11 protein-coding genes and 2 pseudogenes are annotated in these 14,272 nt (G+C 43.7%); 1 reads left to right on the top strand and 12 read right to left on the bottom strand.

Annotation, left to right across the window (positions count from 1 at the left end):
- Positions 1 to 125: 125 nt before the first annotated feature.
- The 8 genes and pseudogenes from B4H32_RS10820 to B4H32_RS10785 all read right to left on the bottom strand — a co-directional run bounded on the left by B4H32_RS10820 (position 126) and on the right by B4H32_RS10785 (position 7,852).
- Entirely contained in the window at positions 126 to 1,004 is an 879-nt protein-coding gene (locus B4H32_RS10820; RefSeq protein ID WP_004769918.1) for a hypothetical protein, read from the bottom strand.
- Positions 1,005 to 1,023: 19 nt separating this feature from the next.
- Positions 1,024 to 2,106, bottom strand: a complete 1,083-nt coding sequence (gene aroB / locus B4H32_RS10815) for a 3-dehydroquinate synthase (RefSeq protein WP_286803038.1) — start codon at positions 2,104 to 2,106, stop codon at positions 1,024 to 1,026.
- Positions 2,107 to 2,127: 21 nt separating this feature from the next.
- Complete coding sequence (gene aroK, locus B4H32_RS10810; protein WP_286803036.1) at positions 2,128 to 2,688, bottom strand: shikimate kinase AroK; 561 nt, start codon at positions 2,686 to 2,688, stop codon at positions 2,128 to 2,130.
- Positions 2,689 to 2,707: 19 nt separating this feature from the next.
- Positions 2,708 to 4,837: a type IV pilus secretin PilQ gene (gene pilQ, locus B4H32_RS10805; RefSeq protein WP_286803039.1), complete on the bottom strand. Its 2,130-nt coding sequence runs from the start codon at positions 4,835 to 4,837 to the stop codon at positions 2,708 to 2,710.
- Between the two features lie 60 nt (positions 4,838 to 4,897).
- Entirely contained in the window at positions 4,898 to 5,425 is a 528-nt protein-coding gene (locus tag B4H32_RS10800) for a pilus assembly protein PilP (RefSeq protein ID WP_004683410.1), read from the bottom strand.
- A 2-nt stretch (positions 5,426 to 5,427) separates the two neighbouring features.
- A pseudogene (locus tag B4H32_RS10795) lies at positions 5,428 to 6,174 on the bottom strand (type 4a pilus biogenesis protein PilO).
- A complete protein-coding gene (locus B4H32_RS10790) occupies positions 6,171 to 6,794 on the bottom strand; it encodes a PilN domain-containing protein (RefSeq protein ID WP_004683413.1) in 624 nt (207 codons plus the stop codon). Before B4H32_RS10790 ends, B4H32_RS10795 begins: the two are co-directional and overlap by 4 nt.
- A complete protein-coding gene (locus B4H32_RS10785) occupies positions 6,794 to 7,852 on the bottom strand; it encodes a pilus assembly protein PilM (RefSeq protein ID WP_286803035.1) in 1,059 nt (352 codons plus the stop codon). Before B4H32_RS10785 ends, B4H32_RS10790 begins: the two co-directional genes overlap by 1 nt.
- 162 nt (positions 7,853 to 8,014) lie before the next feature.
- Between B4H32_RS10785 and ponA the strand changes: the two genes are divergently transcribed.
- Entirely contained in the window at positions 8,015 to 10,603 is a 2,589-nt protein-coding gene (ponA, locus tag B4H32_RS10780; RefSeq protein ID WP_026040046.1) for a penicillin-binding protein PBP1a, read from the top strand.
- Between the two features lie 13 nt (positions 10,604 to 10,616).
- Here the strand turns inward: ponA and B4H32_RS10775 are convergent, their stop codons facing one another.
- The 4 genes and pseudogenes from B4H32_RS10775 to B4H32_RS10760 all read right to left on the bottom strand — a co-directional run.
- Positions 10,617 to 11,435, bottom strand: a complete 819-nt coding sequence (locus tag B4H32_RS10775; RefSeq protein WP_004683419.1) for a putative RNA methyltransferase — start codon at positions 11,433 to 11,435, stop codon at positions 10,617 to 10,619.
- Positions 11,436 to 11,494: 59 nt separating this feature from the next.
- Entirely contained in the window at positions 11,495 to 12,613 is a 1,119-nt protein-coding gene (gene mraY, locus B4H32_RS10770; RefSeq protein WP_286803032.1) for a phospho-N-acetylmuramoyl-pentapeptide-transferase, read from the bottom strand.
- Positions 12,614 to 14,011 carry a UDP-N-acetylmuramoyl-tripeptide--D-alanyl-D-alanine ligase gene (locus B4H32_RS10765; RefSeq protein WP_004683420.1) on the bottom strand — a complete coding sequence of 466 codons (1,398 nt, stop codon included), beginning with the start codon at positions 14,009 to 14,011 and terminating at the stop codon, positions 12,614 to 12,616.
- A gap of 22 nt (positions 14,012 to 14,033) precedes the next feature.
- Positions 14,034 to 14,272, bottom strand: a pseudogene (locus B4H32_RS10760) (UDP-N-acetylmuramoyl-L-alanyl-D-glutamate--2,6-diaminopimelate ligase); the annotation flags it as partial.

Raw genomic sequence — 14,272 nt, 5'->3', positions numbered from 1 at the left:
CATTAAAAAAATTAAAATAACTTTAAATTATAGAAACTAAGCCCTAAACACCAAGAAATGAAATTGCACCAAAAAAAATCACAGTGCCATAAAAAGAATCAATATTGTTTCATATTGGTGCAAAATCAGTTGAATGGATCACTGACCTCTCTTCTCTCGGAATCTGAATTTTCTTTTAATTTTTCAGAACTGGAAGTAGGTTGAGCTGCAGACTGACTCTGTTTTACATTTACAACATTGCCCTGCGCATCACGTTGTGTCACTGTCGTTTTCACGGTTGTCGTTGGGTCGCTTAATGTCCGCCCCCCCCCAGCCAACACTGTTTTTTGTGATGTGTTGGCACCAATCAGCAGAGTTTCATCAACTTCTGGAAGAGCCACAGGTTTTAGTTGAATCGCATATAATTGGTTTGCAGCAGATTTTAACTCATCAGAACCCAAATCATTTACAAAATCGGCGTAGGCCGATAACTGCTGTGCTTTGGGTTGAATGGATTCGGGTAAAACCAGATTCAACTGTGAAAACTGGCGGTTTGCTTCTTCTGAATTTGAGAAGACCCCATAAGCCAAAACATACTGCTCAGCCTGGTCCTGCCCACTCAAACGAAAATAAATGAATTTTTTCCGATCAGGACGACTTAAAAGAAAATTCTTCACAATCGCCTCATCTGAACTACGGAAAATTTCCATGGTCCATTGACGCTGATTTTCCTTGATAAACTTTGTGCCACGAAATTCAGGCGCATGCTCATTAGACACCACCACCCGTGTGGTTAAGTCCAATGGTTTTACCTCATCAGAAAAGGCTCCCAAATGGGCGGTCGCAGCAACTTTCTCTGGCTGAATCTGCACCTGCGCTTCAGTTTTAGCTGGCTGCTCAACCTCTACCAACGCTTTATTATCTGTAATCGCCCAAAAAACCAATGCGGCAATTAAACAAGCCAGCGCAAAAACCAGCCAACTGTACTGTTGAATATTTTGCCAGATTGATCGTGACACAGCCATGCTTTTCCCAAATGTTTAATTATGCAGATTGATTCGCAAGAATGGATTGCTTCATCAGCTCAATATCAAAGTCCTTAGTGATGACAGCCTGCCCCAATTTCTTAAGTAAAACCAGGCGCAACTGACCATTTAAGACTTTTTTATCATGTGACATATAAGCCAGAAACTCATCTAATGGAATTTTCGGACATGATATCGGCAAATTGGCACGTTGAATGATTTTTTTTGTACGCTGCACATCTTCAGCTGAAATCCAGCCCAGGCGATGGGACAAATCTGCCGCCATCACCATACCTGTTGCAACGGCCTCACCATGCAACCAGGTTCCATAGCCTAGATAGGACTCAATCGCATGGCCAAAGGTATGACCCAGATTTAATAGTGCCCGCTCACCCTGCTCTTTTTCATCATTGGCGACAATCCTGGCTTTATGGGCGCATGAACGATATACCGCCTCCGCCAGCAGGTTGGCATCACGTCCTACCAATGCATCCATGTTCTGCTCCAACCAGACCAGAAAATCCACATCACCCAACAAGGCATATTTAATCACCTCAGCTAAACCTGCAGACAGTTCACGGTCAGGCAAAGTATCCAATTGGGCCATATCTGCCAATACGACTTGAGGCTGTTGAAAAGCGCCCAGCATATTCTTGCCAAGTGGATGATTAATTCCAGTCTTACCGCCTACGCTTGAATCCACCTGGGACAACAAGGTGGTCGGTACCTGAACGAAATTTACCCCACGCTGAAAACAGGCCGATGCAAAACCCGCCATATCTCCAATTACACCACCACCCAAAGCCAATACGGTGCAATCTCGGTTAAAGCCAGCTTCAAGCAATCCATCAAAAATCAGGTTTAGATGCTGAATATCTTTATATTGCTCACCATCAGGCAATATACATTGTGCAACCTGTTTATCCAGAGCACTCAATGCGTCCACATAATGCTGCATATATAGAGGGGCTACTGTTGTATTTGAAACCAGCATCACCTGCCGACCATGCAGGTAAGGTTTAAGTAATTTTTCAGGATCTAAATGACTGCCAATAAAAATCGGATAACGACGCTCACCTAACTCAACATATAATGTTTGCATATAATTAAACCACTAAAAGAATCACTTGACGGACCGAGATAAAATAATTTGGAGAATCCGTTGTGCTAAATCACGTGCAGCACCCTGATTTGTCTCAATAATATGATGTGCAACTTCACGATATAAAGGATCACGTGCAGTCAATAACTCTCGTAGTTTTTGTTCTGGATTTTCGACTTGTAATAATGGACGGTTTTTATCACGATAGGTTCGCTGTAGCTGAAGTTCTACAGGTGTATAAAGATAGACAACGATACCACGTTGTTTAAGAAACTCTCGATTCGCAGATTGAGTAACCGCTCCACCACCCGTAGCTAAAACCAGTGCGGAGCGAGCCGTTAATTCATTCAAGACATTGGTTTCACGCAGCCGAAATCCAGCTTCCCCTTCTTTCTCAAAAATCCAGGGAATGGTCGCACCTGTTTTCCGCTCAATTTCATGATCACTGTCAAGAAAGTCTCGCCCTAACAACTCGGCTAGATGTCGGCCAACTGTTGTTTTTCCCGCCCCCATTGGCCCCACCAAATAAATATTTGGCAGGGTTTTAAACGCTTTGCTTGGCAACGCGCCACCTATATTCATTGCAACTATTGAAAATATATTAATGATTTCTGGTCAAGGTGTCATTAACAATTCTCGGGGTCACAAAAATAAGTAGTTCGCGTTTATTTTCAGTTTTTGAATCACGACGGAATAATTTACCCACATATGGCAAATCCCCAAGGAAAGGTACTTTTGTTTGAGAGTTATTACTGGTTTCTTCAAAAATACCACCCAACACCACAGTTTCACCATTATTAACCAAGACATTAGTATTCACCATGTTTTTATTAAAATAGAATTGTCCTTGAGGGGTTACACCAGCAATACTATCTTTCTTAATATCAAGATTCATTTGAACCTTTCCATCTGGTGTAATACTCGGCGTTACATCTAAACTTAATACCACATCTTTAAATTCGATTTTCGGCGTAGCATTTGCCCCAGTACCCGTTGAGGATGAAAAAGGAACTTGAGAACCTGACTCAATTTTTGCAGTTTGTTTATCCGCAGTCATAACTTTAGGCGTTGAAATCACTTCGCCATAACCATCTGCCTGTACAGCTGAAAGCTCTAAATCCAACATAAAGTCAGACAAGCTAATTAAGCCAAATGCAATACGACTGGCACCTGGCGTTACCGCTCCCAAATCCACATTAAGGTTATCAGGGCGTTCAATTGTATACTTATAACCACCTAAATCAGAATCTTTCTCAGGTTTTCTCAAATTCCACAAGGTTGTATCACTACCACCTACCAATAAATTCCTATTATTGGTAACTCCTTGAGAAAGCACACCCCATTTTACCCCCATCTCTTTACTAAAATCGGTACTTGCACTGACAATACGTGCCTCAATCATCACTTGCTTAACCGACACATCCAATAAATCAACCATTTTACGAATTTGATCAATTTTCTGCGAAGTATCATTGATAATGACAGTATTGGTACGCGGATCAGTTGATAATGTACCACGTGGACTTAACAGACCATCTACCAAAGTATCATTATTCGCCATACCTGATGAATTGTTGTTATTGCTACTATTTTTACCTTGCGTAATCAGTTTTTCAATATCAGCCGCTTTTGCATAGCTCAAGCGAATATATTCAGTTTGAAGAGGTGCCAATTTAACACTTTGTGCAATCGCTTTAGCTTCTTCTTCTTCTGCCTTAATTAACTCAGAAACAGGTGCAATCCAGATCACATTTCCATTACGGCGTTTATCCAAATTTTTAGTTTTCAGTACGATATCTAAAGCTTGGTCCCAAGGTACATCTTTTAAACGGAGAGTAATATTACCTTGTACGGTATCAGCTGCCACCATATTGATGCCAGTGAAATCTGCAAGAAGTTGTAAGACACGGCGTACTTCGATATCCTGAAAATCTAAAGAAATCTTATTACCTGTATAGATTTGTGATTTTGCTTTTGCTGGAGATTTATCCTCTGGACGTTTTAAACTAATCGTTAATTTATTTTCTGCCTGATAAGCCATATATTCATAACTGCCTGCAGACTGAATGGTGATCACACCATTACCTTTATCATTATAAGCATCCACACTGGCAACAGGGGTAGCAAAGTCATTGGTATTTAAACGACGTGCCAAGTGAGCTGGAATTTTATTGCCCATTGTGCGCACCACAATCTTACTACCTTGTTGCTGTACATCAACAGGGGTATTACCTCCCAAAAGGTCGATGACAACCAAGCCCTCGCCATCCTTGCCTCGTTGAAATCCAATATTAGATACGCCTTGTTGAGGCTGACGTGCTACCGTAGGCGCATTCGTTGCCGATGGTCGAACTGAATTAATTTTAAGAACAAAGGTGTTTCCCTCTACACGTGTGGTAAATGCACCTGCATCCTTTAAGTTCACAATGACACGAGAGCGCTGATCATCCGCAGCAACCTCAATGGAACTTGCCTCGCTGGTTGAAACTGGTATCGAGGTCTGTTTTAAACTTTGTTGTGCCTTATCAAAATCCAGGATCAAGCGGGAAGGTTGCTCAAGCTGATAGGCCTGTGGCTGAGGCGGCAAACCATTAAACATGACACGGATTTCTGTACCCTGATCGGCCAAACTCATTGGCACAATATTGGTCATACTCACTTGTGCTGATGCAACCTGCATGATTGCGATGGCAACAGCACCCATAGAAAACTGACGGAATGCATGATTCATGGTCTTCGCTTCCCCAAATAAAGAATCTTTAAACTGTTTTTTCATTGTTATTCCCTTAATCTACTGTGCTGGTCCAATTAAAACGAGTGTTCTAGGCCTTTCCACATAACCCTCTCGCCCATCTGGCACAATCTCCACCAAATCAATCTGAGTTGGACTAATTTTAATAATACGTCCCTGATTCATACCCAGATAACTACCTACCTGAACACGCTCAATCTGTCCATCAGGCGTTTGGATTAAGGCAATTGTATCATTGGATTTACCGCGCATACTGCCTTTCATAATCAGCGATTCCAAAGCATAACTCTCTAATGGCTGTGGCTGACGATTAAAATTAGGATAAACACGCTTACCTGCCATAATCTTAAGTTCAGCAGCCAGAGAACTTGGCATAAACGGGCTTTTTAACTGATGTGCTGCATAGTTAAATAATGGTACAGGTATAAATATAGGTGCAGGTTCAATCGGTAAAGGTGGCTGATTGCGAATTTCTGCCATCTGTTGATTGACTGCATCAATACGCGAATCACATCCGATCAACGACATGCCAATGAAGAAACATAGTAACAACTTATACTGGTTCATTATTACTCTCCTCCCTGAGCAGGTGTAGGTTGATTACTACCTGTTTGAGGTGCAGCAACCGTATCACTATTTGTTTGCTCATCCGCACCGACATAGCGATAAGTTTTTGCTTTTACCGTATAATTAATGACTGGAATATCAGATTTTTTCTCAGTATCTTGTTTTGCTTCAACCGTAAAATCATGCAAGGTTACAATACGTGGCAAGGCAACAATCCCAGTTGTAAACGCCCCAAATGCATGATAATCCCCCGTAGCTTCAATACTAATGGGCTGCTCAATGAAAAACTCTTGCTTAACTTCATTTTCCAGACGAATATTTTTAAACTTCAAGCCAGAGTTCACACCAGTCAAGTTAATGTCTTCAACCAGACTTGGAATTTCAGTCTCTTTAGGTAACTGTTCCAATTGCTGATTAAAGTTTGCTTCCATTTCCTGCAATTGTGTTTGATATTGTTGCAAATTACGCAGTTTTGAGTCTTTCTCCTTAAACTCATTCAGCAAGCTCTGCTCTTTTGCCTGTGCATTTGCGATTTCCTCCAACTGTGACTAGATCACCACAAAATAGCCAAGCGCAAGCACAGCCAGAAAAATAAAAATCCAGCAGGTTATTTTGACAGACGCAGGCCAGCTACCGTAGTTATTCATATCCAACGTATTAAATTGTTGGAAGAACTGCTCTACAGTCATCTTCTTTTTCTTGATCGCCACCGTCTCTTGATTTAAATCATCTGACTTCTCTAAGTTCATTGCGCCACTCCTGATGCTGCTGGATCAGCTTCCGCAGTTGTCCCTATTTCCCCTAAATCCACGGTTACAACAAAGCTTCCATAGTTTTCTTCAACACGTGGCACAAGAGATGCTGCTGTTTTATCTTTTTTCTCTTCAGCTGCCAGAAATGAATTCATAAAGGCATTGCGATACCAAGGTGATGCCTCAAGATTACGCAACAGTTCAGCCACTGTATTTGGACTTTCCGCCTTTCCTTCAATGGTGAACTTATCCCCTGTACGGGTAAATTTAGTAAGATACATGGTTGGCGGTGTCACACGTACCAGTTCATCAACCAGACGCACGGTTATTGGACGTTGCCCCTGCAATCCCTGAATCAATTTCATACGCTCGATAATCGCATTACGGCGCTCTTGCAGACCGTCTAGTGATTTTAACTGGGCATCCAGATTTTGGTTGGTACTGACAATCAATTGGTTGGCCTGTTCCTGATCATCCAGCTTCTGATCAAAATACACCCAACCAGAAAAGACTGATGCGACCCCTAATGCAGCAACCCCAACACAAAATGCAACAAATTTTTTCTTTCGTTGTTCTCTTAGCTCATCACGCCAAGGGAGTAGGTTAATCTTTGCCATTAATCAAAACTCCTCAATGCTAGACCACATGCCACCATTAATGAGGAAGCATCATTTTCAATTTTTTTAATGTCAATCTGGGGAGAAAAGCCCATTTGTAAAAACGGGTTGGCAATCGTGACGCGATAACCTAGTTTTTGTTGTAGTAATTTTGCCAGACCTGGGATATTCGCATTCCCGCCAGTAAGCAAAATATGATCAATTTCATTGAATTGAGAAGAAGAGAAAAAGAATTGAAGTGAACGAGCGGCCTGTTGAACTACTGCATCAAGGAATGGTTCCAGCACTTCAGTGTCATAGTCATCTGGCAATGTTCTTTCTTTTTTCGCACGGCCTGCCTCTTCGAAAGACAAACCATAACGGCTCTGAACATCCTGAGTTAATTGTCGACCACCAAACACTTGTTCACGAGTATAAATAATCTTGCCTTTCTGCATAACAGACAAGGTCGTCATGGTATGACCAATATCCAAGATACCAACGGTATTTGCGCCCATTGGCAATGTATCGGCAAATACGCTAAAGGCACGTTCCATAGCATAGCTTTCAACATCGGCCACTTTCGCAACCAAACCTGCAAGCTCCAAAACCTCAACACGGGTATCCACATTTTCAGTTCGTGTTGCCACCAAAAGTACATTAACTCGGTTAGGGTTTGCCAGACGGTCGGGCAGAACCTCAAAATCAAGGCTGACTTCATCTAAAGGGAACGGAATATATTGCTCAGCGTCCATACGGATTTGAACTTCGCGCTCCTCATCCGACATATCAGCATCCATTTCAATGATTTTATGAATCACCATTGAGGTAGGTACCGCAATTGCCACATGAGTAGTGTGAGGGTTCGCAAGGTTAACGACTCTTTCAAGTGCGTCAGCCACTGCTTCTGGATTGAGAATGCTTTTTTCCACCACACTATTTTCAGGCAGTGGCATCACGGCATAACTTTCAACCCAATATCTACCGTTCTTTACAGAGAGCTCTAATAACTTAACAGTTGTCGAACTAATATCGACCCCTACTAACCCCTTACTTGGTTTACGATATAACCTGAGCACAGTTCTTTCCTATTTATTTTTTTATCCCCAAAAGTACAACTCACTAATCTGTTTTGGTCTTTAATTGATACGGATACAATATCTCATCTAACAATCCGTATGTCTAAAGGATATACTGACCATAATTAGTTTGCCATTCGCTCTTATTAAAACTTACTTATTATGAAAAAGCTATCCAGTTCTGGTATTGTTCGGCCATTTTTTTTGATCCTTATTATTATCTTAGTCTCACTTCCAATGGGATTTTATGGCATGTATCTCTATCTAGCACCCTCATTGCCAGATATGAGTTCATTAAAAAAGGCACCTTTATTAAAACCATTGCAAGTCTATACGGCGGATAACAAGCTCATTGCTGAGTATGGTGGCAAACTCTCTATTCCCGTAAAGTATGAGGAAATTCCTACCACCTTTATCCATGCTTTTCTAGCTGCTGAGGATTCCTCTTTTTTTGAACACAACGGTATTAGTTTCAAGGGCTTGGGGCGAGCCTTAACTGAATCCGTGACAGGGTCAGATGTACAAACTGGTGGTTCAACCATTACCATGCAGGTGGCAAAAAATTATTATTTAAGTCCAGAACGAACTCTTAAACGCAAACTGACTGAAGTTTTTCTTGCTCGCAAAATAGAGCAAAACCTGACCAAGCAGGAAATCTTAAGTTCTTATGTTAATAAAATCTTTTTAGGCAAAAATGCTTACGGCATCGCGGCGGCGGCAAGAATCTATTACAACAAAAATATTAATGAATTAACTACAGCACAAATGGCAATGATTGCGGGCTTGCCAAAAGCACCTTCCAAATACAATCCTGTGGTCAACCCAGAACGTGCGCTTGAGCGGAGAAACTGGATTCTTGGTCGCATGCTGCAATTGGGTTATATCAATCAAGCCCAATACCAGAAAGCTGTTGCCGAACCGATTAACCTCAACATGATTGACCGTTCCGTAAGCAACGTCTTTCCTTATGTGGGGGAAATGGTACGGGCCGAGCTGGTTGAGCATTTTGGTGAACAGGCAATTGATTCTGGCTATAAGGTCTATACCACCATTGACAGTAATCGCCAGCGTTATGCAGAGGAAGCTGTTCAGGAGGGTCTGGAAGCATATGACCGCCGTCATGGCTGGCGCGGTCCTGAAGCGCATGATAAACCACTCAACCAGTTTATGGCCTATGCCAATACTTATCCAGCAGAAGTGGTTAAGGTCAATAATCATTCCTTTGATGCATTAATGCAGGATGGGTCCACAGTTACAGTGAATTGGTCAGGCATGTCCTGGGTAAGACCTTATCGTAATGCCAACAGCGTAGGTGGTGCGCCCTCAAATGCCTCACAAATTGTAAAAGTAAAAGATATCATCCGTTTGCGTCCAAATGAGAACAAGAGCGTCTGGTCTTTGGTTCAAGTGCCTAAAGTTCAGGGACAATTGATTGCCCTCAATCCAAATGACGGGGCAATTGAAGCGGTGGTTGGCGGTTATAACTTCTATCAATCCAAGTTTAACCGTGCTGTACAGGGCTGGAGACAGCCTGGTTCAACCATTAAACCTTTCGTTTATGCACTCGCAATAGAACGTGGCATGACCCCGTACACCATGGTGAACGATAGTCCAATCACCATTGGCAAGTGGTCCCCCAAAAACTCCGATGGACGCTATCTGGGGATGATTCCACTCCGTCGTGCACTCTATTTATCACGAAATACCGTATCAGTCCGACTGTTGCAAAATGTGGGTATTGAGCGTGCACGCCAACTGTTTATGGATTTTGGTCTGGAAGAGGAACAGATTCCCCGTAACTACACCATTGCGCTGGGAACCCCACAGGTACTGCCTGTACAAATGGCGACAGGTTATGCCACCTTTGCCAATGGTGGCTACCGAATCCAGCCCCATTTCATCAAGCGGATTGAAGATGCCTCTGGCAAGGTGATTTACGAGACCAAGCCTGAGTATGCGTGTATTCCATGTATTAATGATCCCAATGCGTATAATGAGCCACAACCCGAAGAAGCTGAAAAACAGCAAGAGGGTGACGTTAAGGAAATCACCAATCAGACTCTAGATGATGCAACTGCTGCTTCTGAAAGCCAAATTACAGCTACAGACTCTGATAAAGCAAGCAAAACCAACAGTGACTATCGTCAGGCACAACGTATTTTAAAATCAAGCTCGGCCTATGACATGGCAAATATCTTACGTGACGTGATTCAGCATGGTACAGGTCGTGCCGCACTCAAAATTGGTCGTGATGATCTGGGTGGCAAGACAGGAACCACCAATGATGCCAAAGATGCCTGGTTCGCTGGATTTAATGGAAAACTGGTTGCAATTGCCTGGGTTGGATTTGACCAGCCACGGACTCTGGGCCGCCGTGAATATGGTGGTGTCGCAGCCTTGCCAATCTGGACCAACTTTATGGCGAACTCACTAAAAGATACGCCATCTGCCTGGGTACGTCTGGATAGGGAGGCAAAAGAGCCTATTTCCCGCGATAAGCTACAGCTCCAGCAAGGCGACGACAAAAAGGAATATCGCGCCTCTCCACCGTTGGCACGTCCATTGTACCGTCCAGCACCACCAGTACCTGATCGCTCAGCACAAAATGACTTCTCAGACCTACCTGATTCAACCACAGGTGAGGAGCAAATCATGGTGCCAACCCAAAAACAGCCACCAGCAATGGGTTCCTCTCAACAGAATCCCCCACAAAGGGATCAGATTGAAAACCTCATCAATGAAATTCAGTAAAACAAACAGGCCATCAAATTGATGGCCTGTTTGTTTTCTGGAAAACATAAATTTGAAATGCGGCTGTCACTGCAAAATACTGTTGTTGCTCAATCGCCTTTCGCCGTTCTGGATTGGCTTTATATGCATAAGGGGTCATGGCTATCAGGTTCTTTAATGCCTGCTGATCCAATGACAAGGGTGCTTCAACAAGCTGTTCATGTTTCACTTCAAATTCAGCATTCAGTTGCTCAACAAATTTCTGCGGCTCATGCAGTTTGACCTGTTCAAATAATGCCTCACGCAATGCATAAAGATGTCTTGGTGCAGGTGTGGCAATGATTAGATAACCCTCATCTTTCAATACCCTTGTAATTTCCTGCTGAGGAATGGGACTAAATAGGCTGGTACAGACATCAACCGAATGATCCTGTACAGGCAATATTGCCCCTGTACCCACCACCCAGATTACCCGTGAATTGAGTTTTGCTGCCCTTTGCACTGCGGTTTTGGCAATATCAACACCAACACAGTGTTTTGTCCAAGGCTGCATGGCATGGGTATAGTAGCCCTCGCCACAGCCAATATCCAGAACCGCTTTTGGCTTGAGTTGTTGCAGCAACTCCACCATCACCTGCTGTAAGGGCTGATAAAAACCTGCCTGTAAAAATTCTCGGCGTGCCAGTACCGACTCTGGCGTATCCCCTGGGGTTTTACTGTGTTTATGCTGGACCACATGCAGATTAACATAGCCTTGTTTGGCCACATCATAATGATGCCCTTTTTCACACTGCCAAGAATTTGCGGCCAAATTCAATGCTTGGCGACAAACAGGACACATCAATACACTCATCTATTTTCTCCAAACATAAAAAAAGCTGGTATTCACCAGCTTCTCTCTTGAATCATGGCTTAACGTAATTTTAAGGTCATTAATCCCAACACAACCAGGAAAATGGTAATAATCCAGAAACGGATCACCACCTGGGTTTCTTTCCAGCCCTGTTTTTCATAATGGTGATGCAAAGGCGCCATGAGGAATACACGCTTGTTCCGCATCCGCAATGAACCAATTTGCAGGAACACCGAAACCGCTTCCATCACAAATACACCGCCCATAATCGCAAATACGATTTCCTGGCGAACTATCACCGCAATCGTTCCCAGCATTGCACCGAGTGCCAATGCCCCCACATCACCCATAAATACCTGTGCAGGATGTGCATTGTACCAAAGGAATGCCAGACCAGCACCCACCATGGCAGAACAGATCACCACCAGTTCCGATGTATATTTTACATAAGGAATATGCAGATAGTTGGCAAAACGGATGTCACCTGACAGATAGGCAAACACACCCAGACCTGCCGCAACCATGACAATTGGCATAATCGCCAGACCATCCAGACCATCGGTGAGATTCACCGCATTGGATGCTCCATTAATCACCAAATAAGTAAAGCCAATAAATGCCAACCCTAATGGAACAGCCGAAAGTGGGATGGAAAGGTTTTTAAAGAAAGGGATCAACAAGTCCAGCATATTCGCAGTATAAACAGGATTATCCTGTTGTTTGGCAATCATATATAGGGCAATACCTGCACCGAGCGAAGCAACTGAAGTCCAAAAGAACTTTTTACGTGCAGGTAAGCCCGCATTGTCTTTATAACGAACTTTAATCCAGTCATCTGCCCAGCCAACCGCACCAAATACCACCATCACACCAAGAACAATCCAGACATAAGGATTGGATAAATCTGCCCAAAGCAGTGTACTAATGCCAATTGAGAGCAGGATCAAAATTCCCCCCATAGTTGGCGTACCCATTTTCTTGGCATGGTTTTCAGGTGCGAAGGAACTTACTGCCTGACCATATTTTAATGCCTGCAATTTACGAATCATCACTGGGCCTAATACCAGCCCAATTGTTAAGGCTGTCAGTAAGCTCAATAAAGAGCGCAATGTTAAATAACGAACAACTTGAAAGGAACTGTTATAGTCCGCCAATTGCTCAAATAACCATAACAACATTTAAATTTTCTCCATCAAATCCGCCATCAACGTTTCCATATGGGTATAGCGCGACCCCTTGAACAGGAAACTGATCGGCTGGTGTTGATGTGTTTGAACTAAATTAACTAAAAATGCTAAAGCCTCTGCCTGTGTTGCACATGCACATAACTTTTCTGAATGCGCCGAACCCTGCTGGGCTGCCGTGGCAAACTCACCCACAACAACCAAATGGTCGAGTGGCAACGCTGACAGATCACGACCCAGATCATGATGCTCCTGCCAACTGCTGTCACCCAATTCGCCAATATCTCCCATCACCATGACTTTTAAGCCCTGCTGCTGCAACAACACCTGTGCTGCGGCACGCATTGAAGTTGGATTGGCATTATAGGTGTCATCAATAAATAAACAATGTTGCTGCTGAATGAAATTCAGACGGCCTTTCGCTCCCTGCGCCCGCTCCAAACCTAGGACAATATCATCCAGTTCGATACCAATCGCCAAAGCAAAAGCCGTTGCCGCCGCGGCATTCTGCACATTATGCGCCCCTGCAAATGGCAGGCTCACTGCTCGGCTACCTTGCGGGGTATGCAGGTTAAATTGTGCGGACTGTGGGTTAAGCTGAATTTCGCTTGCATACACATCACCGCCCTCGCCAAAACTCAGGATGGAGTGATTGCCTGCATTTTGGCGAATGGTGGCCGTGAAATCATCATGTGCAGGGACAACTGCGCTACCGTTCGGCAAGATATGTGTGTAGATTTCTGACTTGGCACGGCAAATTCCATCACGTCCACCAAACTCACCCAAATGTGCTGTTCCAATATTCAGAATCCCAGCCACATGCGGTTGTACCAAATTTGAGGTGTAATCAATCTCACCCTGATGACTGGCTCCCAACTCCATCACTGCATACTGATGTTCTGGACGCAGTTCCAGCAACATCATCGGCACACCTAAATCATTATTCAGGTTACCCCGCGTAATCAGGGTGGGTGCCAAACGAGACAGGATACTGCCCAGCATTTCCTTGGTGGTGGTTTTGCCACTACTGCCTGTGAGGGCAATCACCTTGAGCTGTGGATTCTGCTGACGGCGATAGGCGCCAAGCTGCCCCAAGGCCACACGGGTATCTTTTACAATCAGTTGGGCAATATCCGCATCAACTGGTCGCTCGACAATGGCGATCTGGCAACCCTGTGTCGCCACTTGCTTTACAAAGTCATGCGCATCAAAACGCTCACCCTTTAATGCAAGGAAAGCATCACCCTCTTCCGCATGACGTGAGTCAGTCAAAATTCGCTTAATTTCCCCTTGAGGAATCTTATGCTGATGCCATTCACCCTGAGTTGCCTGTTGAAGTTGCTCTGCGGTCCAGGGAGTAAGTGGAACGGTACTGGTGGTTGAGGTATGCATGGTTTTTATTTACCTTTTGACCCTATTGTGCAGGATAAGCCGAATCTACAGAATGTGACTGTGCAGCAATTGCTGACTGTACTTCCACCACATCATCAAACCAGTGACGAACCCCATCAATTTCCTGATAGTTTTCATGCCCCTTGCCTGCAATCACCACAATATCTCCTGCCTGTGCATGTGCCACCGCAAATTTAATCGCTTCACGACGGTCATGGATTTCATGCACAATATGATCAGCAAAATCAATTCCCTGCTTCA

The organism is Acinetobacter sp. UBA2063, assembly GCF_002333245.1.
Lineage (GTDB): Bacteria > Pseudomonadota > Gammaproteobacteria > Pseudomonadales > Moraxellaceae > Acinetobacter > Acinetobacter parvus.
Note: the sequence above shows the minus strand (reverse complement) of the source record. Positions and strands in the feature narration are given on the sequence as shown.

Bases quoted from the DNA above. Each gene is read 5' to 3' on its own strand.
- B4H32_RS10820 (WP_004769918.1), bottom strand. From the start codon at position 1,004: ATGGCTGTGTCACGATCAATCTGGCAAAATATTCAACAGTACAGTTGG.
- aroB (WP_286803038.1), bottom strand. From the start codon at position 2,106: ATGCAAACATTATATGTTGAGTTAGGTGAGCGTCGTTATCCGATTTTT.
- aroK (WP_286803036.1), bottom strand. From the start codon at position 2,688: ATGAATATAGGTGGCGCGTTGCCAAGCAAAGCGTTTAAAACCCTGCCA.
- pilQ (WP_286803039.1), bottom strand. From the start codon at position 4,837: ATGAATCATGCATTCCGTCAGTTTTCTATGGGTGCTGTTGCCATCGCA.
- B4H32_RS10800 (WP_004683410.1), bottom strand. From the start codon at position 5,425: ATGAACCAGTATAAGTTGTTACTATGTTTCTTCATTGGCATGTCGTTG.
- B4H32_RS10790 (WP_004683413.1), bottom strand. From the start codon at position 6,794: ATGGCAAAGATTAACCTACTCCCTTGGCGTGATGAGCTAAGAGAACAA.
- ponA (WP_026040046.1), top strand. From the start codon at position 8,015: ATGAAAAAGCTATCCAGTTCTGGTATTGTTCGGCCATTTTTTTTGATC.
- B4H32_RS10775 (WP_004683419.1), bottom strand. From the start codon at position 11,435: ATGAGTGTATTGATGTGTCCTGTTTGTCGCCAAGCATTGAATTTGGCC.
- mraY (WP_286803032.1), bottom strand. From the start codon at position 12,613: ATGTTGTTATGGTTATTTGAGCAATTGGCGGACTATAACAGTTCCTTT.
- B4H32_RS10765 (WP_004683420.1), bottom strand. From the start codon at position 14,011: ATGCATACCTCAACCACCAGTACCGTTCCACTTACTCCCTGGACCGCA.